19 protein-coding genes are annotated in these 18,998 nt (G+C 68.4%); 10 read left to right on the plus strand and 9 right to left on the minus strand.

Going from position 1 to position 18,998, the window contains the following annotated elements:
- Positions 1-167 precede the first annotated feature (167 nt).
- Genes MKD38_RS06420 through MKD38_RS06430 form a run of 3 tightly spaced genes read left to right on the plus strand, consistent with a single transcriptional unit; the run spans position 168 to position 3,685 of the window.
- Complete coding sequence (locus MKD38_RS06420) at positions 168-1,148, plus strand: quinone oxidoreductase family protein (RefSeq protein WP_252675292.1); 981 nt, start codon at positions 168-170, stop codon at positions 1,146-1,148.
- Between the two features lie 26 nt (positions 1,149-1,174).
- Positions 1,175-2,023 (plus strand): TauD/TfdA dioxygenase family protein, encoded by an 849-nt coding sequence (locus MKD38_RS06425; protein WP_012357038.1) that lies wholly within the window; start codon positions 1,175-1,177, stop codon positions 2,021-2,023.
- A gap of 15 nt (positions 2,024-2,038) precedes the next feature.
- Complete coding sequence (locus tag MKD38_RS06430; protein WP_252675293.1) at positions 2,039-3,685, plus strand: fatty acid--CoA ligase; 1,647 nt, start codon at positions 2,039-2,041, stop codon at positions 3,683-3,685.
- Positions 3,686-3,754: 69 nt separating this feature from the next.
- On the opposite strand, the gene MKD38_RS06435 is transcribed toward MKD38_RS06430, so the two are convergent.
- From MKD38_RS06435 to MKD38_RS06445, 3 genes are read right to left on the minus strand one after another with little or no spacing between them, the layout of a single operon-like run.
- Entirely contained in the window at positions 3,755-4,729 is a 975-nt protein-coding gene (locus MKD38_RS06435) for a tripartite tricarboxylate transporter substrate binding protein (protein WP_252675294.1), read from the minus strand.
- A gap of 10 nt (positions 4,730-4,739) precedes the next feature.
- Positions 4,740-4,931, minus strand: coding sequence for a DUF1289 domain-containing protein (locus tag MKD38_RS06440; protein ID WP_252675295.1), 192 nt, complete (start codon positions 4,929-4,931; stop codon positions 4,740-4,742).
- A gap of 56 nt (positions 4,932-4,987) precedes the next feature.
- The gene (locus tag MKD38_RS06445; protein WP_252675296.1) at positions 4,988-6,046 is read right to left on the minus strand and encodes a beta-keto acid cleavage family enzyme; all 1,059 of its coding nucleotides are present in this window, start codon (positions 6,044-6,046) and stop codon (positions 4,988-4,990) included.
- Between the two features lie 117 nt (positions 6,047-6,163).
- On the opposite strand from MKD38_RS06445, the gene MKD38_RS06450 reads away from it, so the two are divergent.
- Entirely contained in the window at positions 6,164-7,168 is a 1,005-nt protein-coding gene (locus MKD38_RS06450) for an AraC family transcriptional regulator (RefSeq protein WP_252675297.1), read from the plus strand.
- 65 nt (positions 7,169-7,233) lie between these two features.
- Here MKD38_RS06450 and MKD38_RS06455 read toward each other — a convergent pair whose 3' ends face one another.
- The 4 genes from MKD38_RS06455 to argG all read right to left on the minus strand — a co-directional run bounded on the left by MKD38_RS06455 (position 7,234) and on the right by argG (position 11,992).
- A complete protein-coding gene (locus MKD38_RS06455; RefSeq protein WP_252675298.1) occupies positions 7,234-8,397 on the minus strand; it encodes a porin in 1,164 nt (387 codons plus the stop codon).
- 68 nt (positions 8,398-8,465) lie between these two features.
- Positions 8,466-9,059, minus strand: a complete 594-nt coding sequence (locus MKD38_RS06460) for an RBBP9/YdeN family alpha/beta hydrolase (protein WP_252675299.1) — start codon at positions 9,057-9,059, stop codon at positions 8,466-8,468.
- A gap of 18 nt (positions 9,060-9,077) precedes the next feature.
- Positions 9,078-10,436, minus strand: a complete 1,359-nt coding sequence (locus tag MKD38_RS06465) for an MFS transporter (RefSeq protein WP_252675300.1) — start codon at positions 10,434-10,436, stop codon at positions 9,078-9,080.
- Positions 10,437-10,666: 230 nt separating this feature from the next.
- The gene (argG, locus tag MKD38_RS06470) at positions 10,667-11,992 is read right to left on the minus strand and encodes an argininosuccinate synthase (protein WP_012357049.1); all 1,326 of its coding nucleotides are present in this window, start codon (positions 11,990-11,992) and stop codon (positions 10,667-10,669) included.
- A 322-nt stretch (positions 11,993-12,314) separates the two neighbouring features.
- Between argG and MKD38_RS06475 the strand changes: the two genes are divergently transcribed.
- From MKD38_RS06475 to MKD38_RS06485, 3 genes are read left to right on the plus strand one after another with little or no spacing between them, the layout of a single operon-like run.
- Complete coding sequence (locus MKD38_RS06475) at positions 12,315-13,478, plus strand: CaiB/BaiF CoA transferase family protein (protein WP_252675301.1); 1,164 nt, start codon at positions 12,315-12,317, stop codon at positions 13,476-13,478.
- 44 nt (positions 13,479-13,522) lie between these two features.
- Entirely contained in the window at positions 13,523-14,482 is a 960-nt protein-coding gene (locus MKD38_RS06480) for a Bug family tripartite tricarboxylate transporter substrate binding protein (protein WP_252675302.1), read from the plus strand.
- 15 nt (positions 14,483-14,497) lie between these two features.
- Entirely contained in the window at positions 14,498-15,274 is a 777-nt protein-coding gene (locus MKD38_RS06485) for an enoyl-CoA hydratase (RefSeq protein WP_252675303.1), read from the plus strand.
- 23 nt (positions 15,275-15,297) lie between these two features.
- On the opposite strand, the gene MKD38_RS06490 is transcribed toward MKD38_RS06485, so the two are convergent.
- Positions 15,298-16,245, minus strand: coding sequence for a LysR family transcriptional regulator (locus MKD38_RS06490; RefSeq protein WP_252675304.1), 948 nt, complete (start codon positions 16,243-16,245; stop codon positions 15,298-15,300).
- A gap of 230 nt (positions 16,246-16,475) precedes the next feature.
- Here MKD38_RS06490 and MKD38_RS06495 point away from each other — a divergent pair, with 230 nt between their 5' ends.
- The 3 genes from MKD38_RS06495 to MKD38_RS06505 all read left to right on the plus strand — a co-directional run bounded on the left by MKD38_RS06495 (position 16,476) and on the right by MKD38_RS06505 (position 17,853).
- Positions 16,476-16,901, plus strand: a complete 426-nt coding sequence (locus MKD38_RS06495) for a VOC family protein (protein WP_111520773.1) — start codon at positions 16,476-16,478, stop codon at positions 16,899-16,901.
- A 92-nt stretch (positions 16,902-16,993) separates the two neighbouring features.
- The gene (locus MKD38_RS06500) at positions 16,994-17,197 is read left to right on the plus strand and encodes a SlyX family protein (RefSeq protein WP_018005787.1); all 204 of its coding nucleotides are present in this window, start codon (positions 16,994-16,996) and stop codon (positions 17,195-17,197) included.
- Between the two features lie 101 nt (positions 17,198-17,298).
- Positions 17,299-17,853: a DUF1439 domain-containing protein gene (locus MKD38_RS06505; protein WP_252675305.1), complete on the plus strand. Its 555-nt coding sequence runs from the start codon at positions 17,299-17,301 to the stop codon at positions 17,851-17,853.
- Positions 17,854-17,899: 46 nt separating this feature from the next.
- On the opposite strand, the gene MKD38_RS06510 is transcribed toward MKD38_RS06505, so the two are convergent.
- Entirely contained in the window at positions 17,900-18,817 is a 918-nt protein-coding gene (locus MKD38_RS06510) for a DMT family transporter (RefSeq protein ID WP_252675306.1), read from the minus strand.
- Positions 18,818-18,998: the final 181 nt, after the last annotated feature.

The raw sequence follows: 18,998 nt of genomic DNA on the forward strand, positions 1-18,998 counted from the left end.
CGCCGTGGCGGGGGCCTGCCTGCCCGCCGCAGCAGGATCATAGGCCTCCTGGCATGAAATGCAAAGTCAGCGGTAGCCAATGCAAAGCCGGCCCGGGCCGCGCTGCCTACAGTTGCAGGCATGTGCAGTGAACCCTGTACCAACGCAAGATCCAGGAGACCAGAATCATGGCAAATGTCGTCCGCATGTACGAAACCGGCGGCCCCGAAGTGCTGCGCTACGAACACATGGAAGTCGGCGAGCCCGGGCCGGGACAGGTCCGCATCCGCCACGTCGCGGTAGGCCTGAACTACGCCGACACCTATTTCCGCAACGGCACCTATCCCGTGCCGCTGCCCAGCGGCATGGGCGTGGAAGCCGCCGGCGTGGTGGTATCGGTGGGGGCGGGCGTGACCAACGTGGCGCCAGGCGACCGCGTCACCTACACCGGCTTCGTCAACACGCTGGGCGCGTACAGCACCGAGCGCCTGGTCCCCGCCGCGCCGCTGATCCGCCTGCCCGACAGCATCGCCTTTGAAACCGCGGCGGCGATGACCATGCGCGGACTGACCTCGGCCTACCTGATGCGCCGCATCCATCCGTTCCAGGCGGGCGACACCATCCTGCTGCACGCGGCGGCAGGCGGGGTCGGGCTGATCGTGTCGCAGTGGGCCAGGCTGCTGGGGCTGACCGTGATCGGAACGGTGTCGACCGAGGCCAAGGCCGAGGTGGCGCGCGCGCACGGCTGCGACCACATCATCTATTACACCCGCGAGGACGTGGCCAAACGCGTGCGCGAGCTGACCGATGGCGTCGGCGTGGCGGTGGTATTCGACAGCGTCGGCAAGACCACCTTCATGGGCTCGCTGGATTCGCTGCGCCGCCGCGGCACCATGGTCTGCGTGGGCACCGCCTCCGGCCCGGTGCCGCCATTCGATCCGGCGCTGCTGGCGATGAAGGGCTCGCTGTTCCTGACCCGGCCCGCGCTGGCCGACTACATCGCCGATCCCGCGGAAAAGCAGGCGCTGGCCGACGAAATCTTCGGCCATGTCGCCGCGGGCCGCATCCATATCGGCATCAACCAGCGCTATGCACTGGAAGACGCGGTCCAGGCGCACCATGACCTGGAAGCGCGCCGCACCACCGGATCATCGATCTTCGTCATCTGAAACAACCAAGAAGGAGGAGACACCTCATGCATGCGGAACCACTGACTTGCACCATCGGCGCCGAACTGACCGGGGTCAGCCTGGCCGATGCCTCGCGCGACGCCGGCCTGTTCGCCGAAATCAAGGCGCTGCTGCTGCAGTACAAGGTCTTGTTCCTGCGCGACCAGGACATCACCCGCGCCGAACACGTTGCCTTTGCCCGCCAGTTCGGTGAACTGGAAGACCATCCCGTAGTGGGCAGCGACCCGGAACATCCGGGTCTGGTGCAGATCTACAAGTCGCCCGACAGCAAGGTCGAGCACTACGAGAATGCATTCCATTGCGATGCCACCTGGCGCCAGGCGCCGCCGATGGGCTGCGTGCTGCGCTGCGTGGAAACGCCGGCGGTCGGCGGCGACACCATCTGGGTCAACATGGGCGAAGCCTACCGGCGCCTGCCGCAGGACATCAAGGCACGCATCGAAGGGCTGCGCGCCAAGCACAGCATCGAACACACCTTTGGCGCCAACATGGCGCCGGAGAAGCGCGCCGCGCTGGCGGCGCAATTCCCGATGGTGGAGCACCCAGTGGTGCGCACCCATCCGGAAACGGGCGAGAAGATCCTGTTCGTCAACGCCTTCACCTCGCATTTCGCCAACTACCATCGCGGCGACGTGATCCGCTTCGGCAAGGATTTCATGCCGGGCGCGGGCGACCTGCTGCACTACCTGTGCGCGCAGGCCGAGATTCCTGAGTACCAGGTGCGCTGGCGCTGGAAGAAGCACAGCGTGGCGATCTGGGACAACCGCTGCACGCAGCATTACGCGGTGCAAGACTATGCGCCCACGGTGCGCAAGATGGAGCGCGCCGGCATCATCGGCGACGTGCCGTTCTGACGGAGGAACGCAAACATGCAATCACATCTTGTGCCTGCGGCACCGCAGGCCTATGCCTATCCCCTGCTGGTCAGGCAACTGCTGCTCAATTCGCTGTCGCTGTACGGCGACCAGCAGATCACGTACCGCGGACAGCTGCGCCACAGCTATCGCGACTTTCGCCAGCGCGTTGGCCGGCTGGCCTCCGCGCTGGCTGCGCAGGGCGTGGCGCACGGCACCACCGTGGCGGTGATGGACTGGGATAGTCATCGCTACCTGGAGTGCTATTTCGGCGTGCCGATGATGGGCGCGACGCTGTTCACGGTCAACGTGCGGCTGTCGGCGCAGCAGATCCTGTACACGCTGAACGATTCCGGCGCCGAGGTGGTGCTGCTCCATCCGGACTTCCTGCCGGTGATGGAAGAGATCCGCGGCGAGCTGACCAGCGTGCGCAGCTTTGTCCTGCTGGCCGACGGCCAGCCGATGCCGCCGACCTCGCTGCCGTTTTGCGGGGAGTACGAGACGCTGCTGCAAGCGGCCTCACCCGACTTCGACTTCCCCGAATTCGACGAGAACACCCGCGCCGCCACCTTCTACACCACCGGCACCACCGGCGATCCCAAGGGCGTGTGCTACAGCCATCGCGACATCGTGCTGCATGCGCTGGCGTCGGCCACCAGCCTGTGCGCGCCGCGCGAAGGGCAGCGCCTGCACCGGGAAGACGTCTACATGCCGATCACGCCGATGTTCCACGTGCTGGCCTGGGGCATCCCCTATGTCGCGGTCATGCTCGGCCTGCGCATCGTGCTGCCCGGGCGCTACGCGCCGGACGTCCTGCTGCGGTTGCGCGAGACCGAGCGGGTCACGTTCTCGCACTGCGTGCCGACCTTGCTGCAGATGCTGTTGCAGGCGGCGCAGGCAAGCGGCCAGGATTTGTCGGGCTGGAAGCTCATCATCGGCGGCTCGGCGCTGCCGCCGGCGTTGTGCGAGGCCGCGCTCGAGCGCGGCATGGATGTGTTTGCCGGCTATGGCATGTCGGAGACCGGTCCCATCGTGGCGCTGGCGCAATTGCCTCCGGGCCCTGCCAGTGCCGATCGCGAGACCGAAGTGCGCATGCGCTGCTCGACCGGCCGTCCGGTGGCCATGGTCGACTTCCGCCTGGTGGACGAGTCCATGCACGACGTACCGCGCGACGGCAAGGCGCGCGGCGAGATCGTGCTGCGCGCGCCGTTCCTGACCCGGGCCTACCACGGCAAACCCGAGGCGTCGGCCGAACTGTGGGCCGGCGGCTACCTGCATACGCAGGACATCGCGGTGATGGGCGCCGACGGCTTCGTGCAGATCGTTGACCGGATCAAGGACGTGATCAAGACCGGCGGCGAATGGGTCTCGTCGATCGAGGTCGAGAGCCTGGTCACGCAGGTGCCGGGCGTGCAAGAGTGCGCGGTCATCGGCGTGCCGGACGCCCGGTGGGGCGAGCGGCCGGTGGCATACGTGGTGCGCAAGCCTGGCGCCACGGTCACCGCGGATGCGATTCGCGCGTCGCTGCTGGCGCGGGTCGAGGCCAACCGGCTCAGCAAGTATGCGGTGCCGGAACCTGAGCGGATCGTGTTCGTCGACGAGATCCCGAAGACCAGCGTCGGCAAGATCGACAAGAAGCGCTTGCGCAGCACCGGAGCCTGAACGGGCACCAGGAAAGCAAAAGGGCAGCCTCGTTCGAGGCTGCCCTTTTTTTGCGTTGGCTGGTACGGATCAGGGCTGGATATTGAAGGCCTTGACGATGCCGGCATTGCGCTCGAACTCCGTCCGCACCGACTCGCCCAGCTGCGGCAGAGGCTGCGCCGGCAGCGGCTCATAGCCGAGCGCCTCCATGCGCTCGCGCACCCTGGCCGCAGCCGCGGCCTTGTAGGCCGCCGCGTGGATCTTCTCGGCCAGCTCGGGCGACAGCCGCGCCGAGGCGATCACGCCGACCCAGTTGCTGAACTCCATCTCCGGGTAGCCCATTTCGGCGAAGGTCGGCACCTGCGGCAGCAGCGCCGAGCGGCTCTTCGACGCCACGGCATAGACCTGCACCTTGCCGGCGCGGATCATCGGCAGCGAGGTCACCATGCCGTCGTACATCACCGCGATCTGGTTGCCCATCACCTGCGCCAGCGCCGGCGCCGAGCCGGCGAAGGGCACATGCTGCAGGTCCAGCCCGGCCTTCTGGTTCATGATCATGCCGGCGTAGTGCGAGGCGGTGCCAGCGCTGTACGAGGCAAAGCTGAGCTTGCCCGGATTGGAGCGCGCGTAGCTCACCAGGCCCTTCAGGTCCTTGGCCGGCAGGCCGGGCGCGCCGATCATCACCATGCGCGAACGCGCCACCGCGGCGATGGGCCGGACATCCTTGAGCGGGTCGAACGCGGGCTTGAGCACGTGCGGCACCTCGGTCAGCACATTGCTGGCGGTGACCATGATGGTCTGGCCATCGGCGGGCGCCGCCAGCATGGTGGTGATGGCGATGCCGCCGCCCGCGCCGGGCTTGTTGTCGACCACCACGGGGTGGCCGAGGTCCGCCGACAGCTGGTCGGCCAGCAGCCGCGCGAGTACGTCCATGGTGCCGCCGGCCGGCGCCGGCACCAGCATCCGGACCGGCTTGCTGGTCCAGGCCATGGCAGAGGGGGCGGCCAGCGCGAGGCTGGCCGCGGCGGCGGCGATGCGCAGCAGGAAGGCGGGGCGGGTAGTCATGTTGTCTCCGTTATGTAGTATGGCTGCTGCTGGTCCGGCGTGCCGGCACCTCGGCCAGCACTTGCGCGCGTTCGACCTCGCTCATGCGCAGCCAGCGGCCGATTTCAAGCCTGGTCCGGCCGCAACCCTGGCAATAGCGGTTGGCAAGATCCATCCGGCAGATGTTGATGCAGGGATTGGCGAGGGTGTCGGGGTGATGCATCGCGGACTCCGGTCATGCCAGACGCGGGACCGGCGCGCCGGCCCCGCGCACAGCCGTCAGGCCGCCGCGCGCCGCGGCAGGTTCTTCTGCCCCGACTTGCGGTTGGGGGCCATGCCGTTGGCCTGCAACGTGGCCTCGGCGCTGTCGTACCAGGTGCCGATGCGATAGATCTCGCGCGCTTCCTGGCCCGAGGCGATCTCGCGGCCCAGCTCGCGCGCCACGCGCACGCATTGCTCGATCTGCTGCACCGATGTCATGCGATTGCCGTGCTGGTCGATGATGGTGTCCTCGATGCCGCAGCGCGGATGCAGGCCCATCGCCATCGCCATCATGTTGAACGGCAGCACGTTCTTCAGCAGCGACTCGGCGGTCAGCGTGCAGCCGTCCGGGGCGCGGTGCACGAAGTTGAAGAAGTTGAACGGGTTGGGGCCGTCGAAGCCACCGCCGATGCCGATCCAGGTCAGGTTCAGCGGCCCGGTGTAGACGCCCGCGCGCACCAGCCGCTCCAGCGTTTCCAGCGCATGCATGCCGGTCAGCTGGAAATGCGGCTGGATGCCCGACGCCTGCAGCCGGCGCAGGTGCTCTTCGACCCAGCCCGGGCCGGCCGGCACGGTCATCTCGCGGTAGGCGGCCTGGTAGGCCGGGTGCTCCAGCGAGGTCCCCTTCAGGTACTCGGGATAGAGCAGCTCCATGATGTTCATCTGCGTGGTGTTGATGGCCACGGTGACCTGGTCCGGCTTGGGCTGCAGTTCCGCCAGCATGTGCCGGGTGTCGTCGGACAGCCACTTGGCCTCCTGGCCGTCGTCTTCCGGCGCGAACGAGATCGAGCCGCCGACCTGGATGATCATGTCCGGCACCGCGGCGCGCACGCCGGCGATCAGCTCGTTGAACTTGGACAGGCGCTTGGAGCCCTTGCCGTCGAGCTCGCGCACGTGCAGGTGCAGCACGGTGGCGCCGGCGTTGTAGCAATCGACCGCTTTCTGCACCTGTTCTTCCATGGTCACCGGGATATCCTCGGGGAAGTCCTGCGGCATCCACTCGGGTCCATACGGGGCCACGGTGATCACCACCTTGTCCATGTTCTCGGGGTGCAGGGAATCGTCGAGGAATTGCATAGGTTGCTCCGGTTGGTTGGTGACTGGAGTATCGATCAACGGACCGCGGCGATTTGACGATCCGGGACAACCGATTTACATTTCGGGACACTCAGGGAAAGCCCGGAAGCCGCTGTCATGTCCTACTACCTGCGCAGTGCCAGCCTGACCAACTACGTCGAAGTCGCGCGTGCGCTGGGGCTGGATCCGTACCAGCAGCTCAGGTCCGCCAGGATCAACCGCTCGGTGCTGCTGGACCCCGATATCCGCATCCCGGCGGCAGCGGTGGGCCGCCTGCTCGATGCGTCGGCGCGCGCCGCCGGGGCCGAGGATTTCGGCCTGCGCATGGCCGAGCTGCGCGAATTCTCCAACCTCGGCCCGCTGGCGTTCGTAGTGCGCGAGGAACCGACGCTGCGCCGCGCGCTGGAGTCGATGGTCCGCTACATGGGACTGCAGAATGAATCGCTGGCGATGCGCGTCGAGGACAGCGATGACCTGGTGATGATCCGGCTGCAGGTGCTCAGCGAAGCGCCGGGCACCTTGCGCCAGGCGACCGACCTGGCGGTGGGCGTGATGTTCCGCATGCTGAAGCTGTTCCTGGGCCCATCGTGGCGCCCGCGCAGCATCTGCTTCACGCATCCGACGCCGGCCAGCACCGCGACGTACGCGCGCGTGTTCGGCATGGCCGGCTCGTTCAACCAGGATTTCGACGGCATCGTCTGCCAGGCCGCAGACCTGGAGGCACCGTTGCCGTCGTACGACCCGGTGATGGCGCAGCAGGTGAAGCAATATCTCGGCACGCTGCTGGCGCAATCGACCGCGGCCACCATGCCGGACATGGTGCGCAAGCTGGTATACGCGTTGCTGCCGACCGGGCTGTGCTCGGTGGAGCGCGTGGCCCAGCATCTCAGCGTCGACCGCCGCACCGTGCACCGGCGCCTGGAGCAGGCGCATACCTCCTACTCCGACATCCTGGCCGAGGCCCGCGCCGACCTGGTGATCCGCTACCTGGAAAACCGCGAGCGGCCGCTGTCGGAAGTGGCGGCGCTGCTGGGGTTTTCGTCGCTGAGCGCGTTCTCGCGCTGGTTCAGCGCACGCTTCGGACGCAGCGTGTCGGCTTGGCGGACGCAGTCCGGACAGTAAAAAAAGCCGCCGGCGCAACCACGCGCGGCGGCCATAACGAGCCCCGTCTGGCAGCAAGGCCCGGATCAGAACTTGTGCCGGATCCCCAGCGCCACGCCCACCATGCTGCGTTGCCCGTTGGCCGCGGCATAGCTGTTGCCCAGCGACAGGCTGTTGGCATAGACCGTGGCCAGCGATTCCAGCATCAGCCCGGCATTGCGCGCATAAGCGGTGGACACGTACACGTCGGTGCGTTTCGAGAATGCATAGTTGGCGATAAAGGCCACCTGCCACGGATTGGCCACCTGCGTGTCGCCGAACAGGCTCCTGACGTTGTCGTAGTTGTACTCGAGCGTCAGCCCCACGGCCGGGCTGACCTGGTAGGTGGCGCCGATCCAGTAAAAGTCGTCGCGCTGGATCACCACGTCGGCGGCGTTCTTGTTCTGGCCCCAGCGATAGCCGCCCATGACCTTGGCCGGGCCGAAGGTGTAGCTGGCGCCGACCACGGCCTTGCGCAGGGTGCCGCTGCTGGTGCCGATGGTCGGATTCCACTGGTCATAGCCCACGGTGGCGCCGAAGGGTCCGGCGGCATACGCCAGCGAGGCGCCATAGGCGGTGTCGCGGCGGAACTGTCCGGGCACTTCGCCATTGCCGCCGATCGGCGTGGCGATGCCGACCGTCTGCGGCAGCGCCAGCCCGACGCCGAACGACCAGTGCGCGCGCGCGGTCAGCGGGCCGAACTGGCCGGTGTACTTGACGGTGTTGTCCTCGCGGAAATTGGGGCCTGCCTGCAGCACCACCGGTTCGTATTGCGTGGCGTAGGCCGTGGGCGAGAAATTTGCCAGGGCTTCGAAGATCGAGGTGTACTGGCGGCCCAGGCTGAGCTGGCCGATACCGGCGTGTCGCACGGCGACAAAGGCCTGGCGACCGAACAGGCGCCCGGCCTGCTGTAGCGTGCCGTTGTCCAGGCCGAAGCCGCTTTCCAGCACGAACGATGCCTGCCAGCCGGCGCCCAGGTCTTCCATGCCGCGCAGGCCCCAGCGCGAGCCGGACAGTCCGCCCGACGACATGCGGAACACCTTGTCGCCCGGCCCCGGGTTGAAGCCGTTCGCGGCAACCGGCACCGCGCCGACGCGATTGACGTATTCGACGTTGACGTCGACTACGCCATACAGCGTGACGGACGATTGCGCGGCGGCGGTCAGCGGGGACGCCAGCATCAGCGCCATGACGGTGTTTCTGTTTTTCATTGGTCTCCTCCTTGTTGACCCGGCCCTGGCGGCCGGATGCTCTTGTTATGGCGCGCGCTGCGGCGCGCTCAGGCCTGCTGTGCGACCAGCGTGTCCAGTTCCGCCAGCAAGTCATGGGCGCGCGGCCAGGAACCGTATCCGGCGGCGGGATTGAGGTGGCCGACGTTGCCCAGGTCCACCAGCCCACTGCCCCAGGCGGCGGCCATCTCGGCGACACGCGCGTAGCTGGCCAGCGGATCGTTGCGGCTGGCCGCCACCAGGCTGGGGAACGGCAACGGCGCCAGCGGCATCGGCAGCCAGCCGGCTTGCGCCAGCGCTTGCTGCGCGGGATAGCCCGGCGGCAGCGGCTGCGTGAAATCCGGCGGCGTCACCAGCAGCGCGGCGCGGATGGGGCGGCGGTGCAGCGCCGCCCAATGCACCGTGATCATCACGCCGGCGCTGTGCGCGACCAGCACCACCGGCCCGTCGATGTCCGCCAGGGCGGCGTCGAGCGCGGCGACACGGGCGGCGCGGCTGAGCTTGTCGTGCTCCAGCGGTGGCACGCAGCGGGCGTCATGCCCCTGGGCCAGAAGTTCGGCTTGCAGCAGGGTCTGCCAGTGCTCGGCGACGTGGTCGCGCAGGCCCGGCACCATCAGGATGGTGGGTGAGGGGGTAGCAGTCATGGTGGGATCAGGAAAGGGTCAGGCAGGAAATGCGTGGGGCACGGGGTGGCCATCCAGGCGCCGCAGGTCTGCGGCATAGTGTCGGCGGCCGATGCAGAACAGCAGCGTGGCGGCGGCGCCGGCCAGCGGAATCCATTGCAGCGCGCCGGTCAGGCCGATGCGGTCGGCCAGCACGCCGGTCAGGAATGGTCCCGGCGCCAGGCCCAGCAGGTTGTTGATCAGCGTCAGCGTGGCAAACGCAGTGGCGTGGATGGCGGGTCGAGTCAGGTTGGCCACCATCGCGCTGGCCGGGCCGGCACAGCCGCCCACCACCAGCATGCCGGCGCCGATCAGCACCAGCTGGGCCGTGCCGGCGGGCAGCCGGAACGCCGTCATCAGCAGCACGCAGCAGGCCAGGCTGTAGCCGATGGCCATCTGCCATTTGCGCCCAGGCGCGCGCCGCGCCACGCGGTCGGTCAGCGCGCCGCAGACCACCATGCCGGCGCCGGCCACCAGCACCAGCAGCGCCGCCACCACGCCGGCACGGCCGGTGGCCATGCCGTACTCACGCGCCAGGAAGCTCGGCAGCCACGCCAGCAGCGCGGCCATCACCAGCAATTGCAAGGCGCTGCCGGCGCAGGCGCACAGCATCGAGGGCAGCGTCAGCAGTTCGCGCACGATCCGGCGCGGCGCCAGCTGGCGCACCGTGGCCGCGTCGCTGCCGCCGTCGTCGTTGGCGGCGCCAACGCGCTGCTGCAGCCCGCGCAAGCGCCGCTCGCTGATTGTCAGCGCGTAGCAGGCCACCATCGCCAGCCCGAACGCGGCCATGCCGGCAAAGGCCATGCGCCAGCCGAAATGCGCGGACAGGATGCCGCCCAGTCCCATGCCCAGCACCGAGCCGAACGCGCCGCCGGCGATAAACGCGGCGCTCAGGCTGGCGCGCAGGTGGCGCGAGAACACCGACACCACCACCGCGATGCCGACGCTGCCGTAGGCGGCCTCGCCGATGCCGACGCACAGCCGCGCCAGGAACATCTGGCCAAAGCTGCCCGCCAGCGCGCAGCCCAGCGTGGCCAGGCTCCACAGCGCCGCCATCAGGATCAGGCTGCGCACCCGGCCCCAGCGGTCGGCCAGCAGCGACAGCGGAAGCGCGAGCACCCCCACCATCAGCGCCACCACCCCGCCGAGCGCCCCCAGCTCCGTATCCCCCAGCTGCCATTCGGCCTTCAGCAGCGGGAACACGGCATTGAGCACCTGGCGCGACATGTAGTCCGACAGCAGCAGCGCAAAGGTCAGCGCAAACACCAGCCACGCATAGCGCGATCCGGCAGCCGCGGGTGCAGCGGGCGGCGGCGCGGCGGATGCGGCGGCGGCAAGGGCAAGGCGGGATCTGGGCATGGGCGTCTCCGGAAGCCGGCCGGCGGTCTTGGCGCCGCCGTGTGTTCAGTACCCGCGCGGAGTGGCGGGCAAGCGCAGCAAGTATCTGGCGATCGGGACTACGCGGTTTGATATTCCGGGACGTTCGCTTGACATTACGTGACAGGTGGGGAAAACGCCGAGACAAAAAAAACGGCACCCTGAGGTGCCGGTTTTTGGCGGGTCCCGCCGTCAGGCAGGAAGCGCGAAGCTCAGTCTTCCAGCTTCGGCAGCGAAGCGCTGACCTGGGTCGACAGCAGGCCGGTCTTGGCATACGTCTGCAGCTTCTCGCGCGTATCGACGATGTCCAGCGTGCGCATGGTCAGCTGGCCGATGCGGTCCAGCGGCGTGAACATCGACTCGCCCTTCTCCATGGTCAGCCGTTCCGGCTTGTAGGTCAGGTTGGGCGAGGTGGTGTTCAGGATCGAGTAGTCGTTGCCGCGGCGCAGTTCGATGGTGACCTCGCCGGTGATGGCGCCGGCGACCCAGCGCTGGGCGGTTTCGCGCAGCATGATGGCCTGCGGGTCGAACCAGCGGCCCTGGTACAGCAGGCGGCCCAGGCGGCGGCCGTTGTCGCGGTACTGCTCGATGGTGTCTTCGTTGTGGATGCCGGTGATCAGGCGCTCGTAGGCGATGAACAGCAGCGCCAGGCCCGGGGCTTCGTAGATGCCGCGGCTCTTGGCCTCGATGATGCGGTTCTCGATCTGGTCGCTCATGCCCAGGCCATGGCGGCCGCCGATGCGGTTGGCTTCCATGAACAGGTCGACGGCGTTGGCGAAGGTCTGGCCGTTCAGCGCGACCGGCTGGCCTTCCTCGAAGCGCACGGTGACTTCCTCGCGCTTGACTTCGACGTCGTCGCGCCAGAACTGCACGCCCATGATCGGCTGGACGATGCGGATGCCCGAATCGAGGTGCTCCAGGTCCTTGGCCTCGTGGGTCGCGCCCAGCATGTTGGAGTCGGTCGAGTACGCCTTCTCGGCCGACATCTTGTAATCGAAGCCGTTCTGGCGCATGAACTCGGACATCTCGGCGCGGCCGCCCAGTTCGTCGATGAACTGCTGGTCCAGCCACGGCTTGTAGATCTGCAGGCCGGGGTTGGTCAGCAGGCCGTAGCGGTAGAAGCGCTCGATGTCGTTGCCCTTGAAGGTGCTGCCGTCGCCCCAGATGTTGACGCCGTCTTCCTTCATCGCGGCGACCAGCATGGTGCCGGTCACGGCGCGGCCGATCGGGGTGGTGTTGAAGTAGGTGATGCCGGCGGTTGAGATATGGAAGGCACCGCACTGCAGCGCGGCGATGCCTTCGGCCACCAGCTGCGCGCGGCAGTCGACCAGGCGCGCTTCTTCGGCGCCATAGGCCTTGGCGCGTCGCGGGATGTCGTCGTAGTCGGGCTCGTCGGGCTGGCCCAGGTTGGCGGTGTAGGCGTAGGGGACGGCGCCCTTCTGGCGCATCCAGAGGAGTGCCGCGCTGGTGTCAAGGCCGCCGGAGAAGGCGATACCGACGCGCTGGCCGGTAGGAATGTGCTGCAGGATGGTAGTCATCGCCAGAAAATCAATGTGAATTTGTCGGCTCTTGGACGGGCTTCCACTGCGTCGGCCAAGGGCGGCCGGGGGCGGCGGGAAGCAAGGCGACGCGGCCGGCCGAGTCACGTGCCGAGTCAGTGCCAAACGCGAATTGTGACACGGCAGCGCCCACGCGCCAAACGCGGGGTCCGGCGGGGGCGCCGGCGCCACCCCGGCAGCGCCGGCCGCGGCCCGGCCACACCGTTCAAATCCGGCGAACGCGCCTTTCAAAACTCTCGACTGGTTCGGCCCGATACCCCTCCCTATACTGCGCCGCACTGTGATCGAAAGCGGAGTCGTCATGCTGCATCGCGCCCTGGAAGGTGTCCGGGTCCTGGATTTGTCGCGCATCCTGGCCGGTCCCTGGTGTACCCAGAACCTTGCCGACCTGGGCGCCGAGGTGACCAAGGTCGAGCACCCCGAACGCGGCGACGATACCCGCGGCTGGGGGCCGCCCTATCTCGACGCACCGGCCGGCACCGAAGGCGACCCGCGCCTGTCCGGCTACTTCATCTGCTGCAACCGCGGCAAGCGTTCGCTCACGATCGACTACGGCACGCCCGCAGGCGCGGCGCAGGTGCGTGAACTGGCGCGCACGGCCGACGTGCTGGTCGAGAACTACAAGGTCGGCACGCTGCGCCGCTACGGGCTGGACTACGACACGCTCAAGGCCATCAACCCGCGCCTGGTCTATTTGTCGATCACCGGCTTCGGCCAGAGCGGGCCGATGGCGGACAAGCCCGGCTACGACTATGTGTTCCAGGGCATGGGCGGGCTCATGAGCTACACCGGCCAGCCCGACGGCACGCCCGGCGCCGGCCCGCTGCGCACCGGCGTCGCGGTGGTCGACCTGAGCACTGGCATGTATGCCACCTCCGCGGTGCTGGCCGCGCTGTACCAGCGCCAGGCGACCGGCGTGGGCGCGCACCTGGACATCGCGCTGCTCGACGTGGCCGTGGCGATGAACGCCAACCAGGCCGCCAACTACCTGGTCTCGGGCCAGAACCCGCAGCGCAGCGGCAATGCGCATCCCAACTGCGCGCCGTATGAAGTGTTCCGCTGCGCCGACGGCCACCTGATCCTGGCAATCGGCAACGACGGCCAGTTTGCGCGCTTCTGCGCCGTGGCCGGCATCCCGGCGCTGGCGCAGGACCCGTGCTACGCCACCAATTCCGCACGCATCGAACACCTGGACGCCTTGCGCGCGCAACTGACCGAACTCTTTCCCACCCGCACCCGAGCCGCCTGGACCGAGGCCTTCGATGCGGCGGGCGTGCCGTGGGGCCCGATCCACACCATGGACGAAGTCTTCGCCCATCCGCAGGTCAGGCATCGCAAGCTGATGCAGGTAGCCGAGCACCCCGTGATGGGGCGCGTGCCGATGGTGCGCAACCCGATGCTGGCCGGGCACGAGGCCCCGCCGGCACCGCCGCCGCTGCTTGGCGAACACAGCCCGCAGCGCTGACCGCCCTGCCACGAGATCCATAACCCCGACCCGGAGACATCCCGATGAAGCCAGCCCTTTTCGCCATGGCCCTGCTCGGCATTGCCAGCAGCGCGCACGCCGCCTATCCCGAGCGGCCGATCAAGCTGATCGTGCCCTACGCGGCCGGCGGCACCACCGACATCATTGCCCGCATCGTCGGCACCCGCCTGGGCCCGGTGCTGGGCCAGCCGGTGGTGATCGAAAACCGTCCCGGCGCCGGCGGCGCGGTCGGCAGCGCCTACGCGGCCAAGCAACCGGCCGACGGCTACACCCTGGTGATGGAGGTGGAAAGCTCGCACGCGGTCAACCCCAACGTCTACCTGAAGACCGCGTACGACCCGGTCAAGGACTTCGCACCGATCAGCAACCTGGCCGACGTGCCCAACGTGCTGGTGGTCAATCCCGCCTTCCCGGCGACGGACCTGGCATCCTTCATCAAGCAGCTCAAGGCCAATCCCGGCAAGTATTCGTTCGGTTCGTCCGGCAACGGCGGCCTCAGCCACATGAACGGCGAACTGTTCATGAATACCACCGGCACGCGCATGCTGCACGTGCCGTACAAGGGGCTGGGCCCGGCGCTCAACGATGCGGTGGCCGGTCAGATCCAGGTGGTGTTCGACAATATCCCGTCGTCGTCCGGGCTGATCCAGGGTGGCCGCCTCAAGCCGCTGGCGGTGGCCGCCAGGCAGCGCCTGAAGGTGCTGCCCAATGTGCCCACCTATGCCGAGGCCGGGCTGCCGGCGATGAACAACCCGTCGTGGTTCGGCCTGGGCGCGCCGGCGGGCACGCCCGCGGCCATCCTCGACCAGCTCAACGACGCGGTGCGCAAGGTGCTGGCCGAGCCGGAGGTGGTCGCCGCCATCGAGAAACAGGGCGCGATCCCGGCACCGACCTCGCGCAAGGCCTTTGGCGATCTGATCCGTGGGCAGAACGCGCACTGGCAGCAGGTGGTCGAGGCCATCCACTTCACCAAGCTCCAGTAAGCCACGAGGACCGACATGAGCACACTTCAGCAGGAACCACACGCCGGCGTCGAGATCGACGCGCGCGGCATCGCCACCGTCACCATCCGCGAGGCGGGCTCGCTCAATATCCTGAGCACACCCGTGATCGCCTCGCTCACGCGCGCGATCGAAGCGCTGGCCGCCCATGACGCGCTGCGTGTGCTGGTACTGCGCGGCACCGGCGACAAGGGCTTTATCGGCGGCGCCGACATCAAGGAAATGGCCGCGCTCGACCGCGCCAGCGCCGAGGCCTTCATCAGCGGCCTGCGCCGCCTGTGCGATGCCGTGCGCCACCTGCCGGTGCCGGTGATCGCGCGCATGCCGGGCTGGTGCCTGGGCGGCGGCCTGGAACTGGCGCTGGCGTGCGACCTGCGCATCGCCGCCGACACCGCGCAGCTGGGGATGCCCGAGGTGAAGGTCGGCATTCCGTCGGTGATCCATGCCGCGCTGATGCCGCGCCTGATCGGCAATGCGCGCACCGCGTGGATGCTGCTGACCGGCGAGATCTCCGACGCCGCCGAGGCGCTGCAGTGGGGGCTGGTCAGCCGCGTGGTGCCGCTGGCCGGGCTGGACCTGGAAGTCGAGCGCGTGGCCGCGCTGCTGGCGGGCTTTGGTCCGGTCGCGGTGCGCCAGCAGAAGCGCCTGCTGCGCGAGTGGGAAGATGCGCCGCTGGAGGCCTCGATCGGCAACAGCGTGACCGAGTTCGGCAGCGCCTTCGACACCGGCGAGCCGCAGCAGCACATGGCCACCTTCCTGAACCGCAAGCGCTGAAGCGCTAAGCGTCGGACAGGCAGTTACGGCGCCGTGGCCGCCACGGCGCCGCCTTCGCGCGTGGCCACCACGCGCGGATCGTTGAGCAGGAACTGCGCGAAGGCCTCGGCAAACGCCGGCAGCTTGCCGTCGGCGCGCACGATAAGGTTCAGTTCGCGCAAGGCCCACGGCTCAGCCAGCCGCACCCCGGCCACGCGCGCCTCGCGCAGCGCCTGTGCCGCCACGCTGCGCGGCACCAGCGCCACGCCCACGCCGGCCTCGGCCAGCGACAGCACCGCATCGAAGCTGTGCGCATGCAGGCGCACGTTGGGGCCCTTGCCGGCGCGCTGCGCCATCTCGCGCAGGAACAGGAAGTTGCTGCTGGTGCGGCTCATGCAGACAAAGTCGAACGCCAGCGCCGCGCCAAACCGCACCTCGGGCTCGCGCGCGAGCGGGTGGTCCGCCGCCATCACCAGGATCAATTCGTCGCGCGCATAGCGCACCGAGCGCACGCCGGCGGCGTCGTCGCCGGTATGGAAATCTCCGGCCAGGATGCCGACATCGGCCTCGTGCGCCGCCACCGCGGCGAGGATCGCCTGGCTGGCGCGCTCCTCCAGGTCGATGTTCACGTCCGGGTTCGCCAGCAGGAAGCGGCTCACGCTGGGAATGATGAAGCCGTTGAGCGAACTGCTGTTGGCCAGCAGCCGGATATTGCCCTTCAGCCCGGCGGAAAAGCGCCCGACCTCGCCATGCATGCGCTCGACCCCCAGCAGCAGTTCGCGCACATGGACCAGCAGCGTTTCGCCGGCCGGCGTCAGATCCATGCCGCGCGCGCTGCGCACGAACAACGGCGTGCCCATGGCGTGCTCGAGGTTCTTCAGCCGGTAGCTGGCCGCCGACGCGGTGATGTGGGTGGCCGATGCGCCGCCCGACAGGCTTTGCGCATCGGCAATGGCCTGGAACAGGCGCAGGTCGGTCAATTCGTAACGCAAGGCAACTCCATTTGGGCCGCGGCAGTCGAAACGGTGGCGATGGGCGGCGGTCTAGCGGACCATTCTAGTGCACCGCCCCCTGCCCTTTCCCCGGACCCATCGCGCATTCGATGTGGACGCCGTCCATTTTCTTTGCTAAGGTATTGTGGACGGCGTACACAAAGCCTGTACGCCATTGCCGAGACCCCGCGGCCCTACAGCCCCACAGGCCGCCCCTTCAAGGAGTTGTCATGCAAGTCCAGCCCTATCTGTTTTTCGAAGGCCGTTGCGATGAAGCGGTCGAGTTCTACAAGCAGACCCTCGGCGCCAAGGTCAACGCCCGCATGACCTTCGCCGACAACCCCGACGCCGGCAAGGGCGGCGAAGGCTGCCAGCCCGGCGCGGGCGCCCAGGACAAGGTCATGCATCTGGAATTCCAGGTCGGCGACAGCATCATCCTGGCCTCCGACGGGCAATGTTCGAACCAGGTCGCCTTCCAGGGATTCGGCCTGGCCATCACCTTTCCCGACAAGGCCGGGGTGGAGAAGGCCTTCAACGGCCTGAAGGAAGGCGGCCAGGTGCTGATGCCGCTGGACAAGACCTTCTTTGCCGAACAGTTCGGCATGGTGGCCGACCGTTTCGGCATCATGTGGATGCTGCTGACGGCGCCCAAGTAAGCCAGCGAGCAGGTTCCCGGCCAGCGGCGCGCTTCGGGCCAGAGCCCGGCGATGGGTTTACAATGCGCGCCGCCCGCCGGAGAAACCTAGCCATGGACGATCGCATCAACGAACTCGAAATCAAGCTCGCCTTCCAGGAAGACCTGCTCGATACCCTGAACAGCACCGTGGCGCGCCAGCAGCAGCAGATCGACCTGCTGCAGGAGCAGTTCCGCGCGCTGTACCAGCAGGTGCGCAGCGCCGCCACCACCGCGGCCGAAGCCGACCCCCTGCAGGAAATCCCGCCGCACTACTGAGCCGGCACCCTGGCCGATGTGACGGAACGCTGCCCCCTGCGACGCGGTCTGACAGGCTGATTCCATTAAGGCGGCGTCCCACGGCGCGCCCCATCCTGCACATGCGCCTGAAACCTTCCCTGCTGCTTGCCGCCGCCTGCATCGCCGGCTCTGCTCCCGCCCTGGCCGGCTACAACATCTGGACCGGCGAGTATTCGCTGAGCCGCCAGGAACTGCAGACCGAACTCGACAAGCGCTTTCCCGCGACGCTGCGCTACGCCGAAGTCGTCAGCGTCCAGCTCAGCCACCCGCGGCTGGTGCTGGATGAAGCCAGCAACCGCCTCACTACCCATGTCGACGCACGCCTGACCAACGCCCTGCTGCCTTCGCCCCCTGTCGACGGCAAGCTGGCCCTGAACAGTGGCATCCGCTATGACCCGGCCAGGCGCGCGGTGCTGCTCGACAACCCCACGGTGCAGCAGGTCGAAGTCGCCGGCATGGGGCCCTATCGCGAACAGCTCAACGCCATCGGCGCCGTGGTCGCGCAGCAGCTGCTGAAGGACTATCCGATCTATACCTTCAAGCCCGAGGAGCTGCGCGCGGGCGGCAAGGAGGTGGAACCGGGGGCGATCACGGTGGGCAAGGACGAGGTGCGGGTGGAGGTGAAGCAGCGGTAGGCGCGCCTTCGGGCAGCGCCTCTTCCCTGCTCCACCTACCGCTTCATCAGCCCTTGGTGCCGCGGAACACCAGCCCCAACCCCGCCAGCACCGCGCCCATCCCCGCCAGCGCCAGCGGCGCCATGCGGTTGCCCAGCAGCAGGTAATCCAGCGCCGCGGTGCCTGCCGGCACGAGGTAGAACAGGCTGGTCACGTTGACCAGGTTGCCGGCGTGGATCAGGCGGTAGAACAGCAGCGTCGCGCCGATCGAAATCCCCAGCGCCAGCCACAGCAGCGGTGCGGCGAATGCCAGCGAGGCTTCGAAGGCGAAGGGCTGGAACGGCAGGCACAGCAGGCAGGCCGCCAGGCTTGCGCCGTACTGCAGCGGCAGCACTTCGGCGGGCGCGCGCGGGCTGCGTTTCTGCAGGATGGCGCCGACGGTCATGCTGGCCAGCGAGGCCAGCGCACACAGCACCCCCGCCGGCGACAGCCGGGCCAGCAGCAGGCTGTCGGCGACCACCATCGCCAGACCGGCGAATGCCAGCGCCAGGCTGCCCAGGCGCGCGGCGCTGGCGCGGCGCTCGGTCAGCAGCAGCGTCAGCATCGGCTGCGCGCCGAGCACCGTGGCCAGCACGCCGGGCGTCATGCCGTGGTCCAGCGCCAGAAAATAGAAGACCGCGTAGCCGCCGATCAGCAGCAGCCCCGCGCCGGCCGTGTGCAGCCGCTCGCCGCGCGGCGGCAGCAGGCGCCTGCGCGCCAGGCCGAGCGCGCCCAGCACGGCGCAGACCAGCGCAAAGCGCAAGGTCAGCAGGGCGAACGGGGTGGCGTGGTCGAGCGCCAGCCGGGCGGCGATGGCGCCGCTGCTCCATAGCAGCACGAACAGCGGCGTGGCCCAGAGGGCGGAGGATGTGGAACGCGTGGAGCGCGTGGTGAGCGTGTCGCGCGCGGCGTCAAAGCGCGCCGCGCAATCTTCTTGGTTGTTCATGGCTTGTCATCTGTCGTCAGCTTGGCGGGCTCCGGCGACGCGCATCGGCATGCGGCCACGGCACGGCGACAGCGCGCACGGGCGTGCGTCGGCCATGCGCGCGGGCGCACGAAGGCGGGATTACCGGAGACGAGAAGGGCTGGGGCGCGTGCCCGTCAGCCGCGCGGCGGCGGCGGGTGTG

The organism is Cupriavidus sp. WGlv3 (assembly GCF_023952475.1).
Classification (GTDB): domain Bacteria; phylum Pseudomonadota; class Gammaproteobacteria; order Burkholderiales; family Burkholderiaceae; genus Cupriavidus; species Cupriavidus phytorum.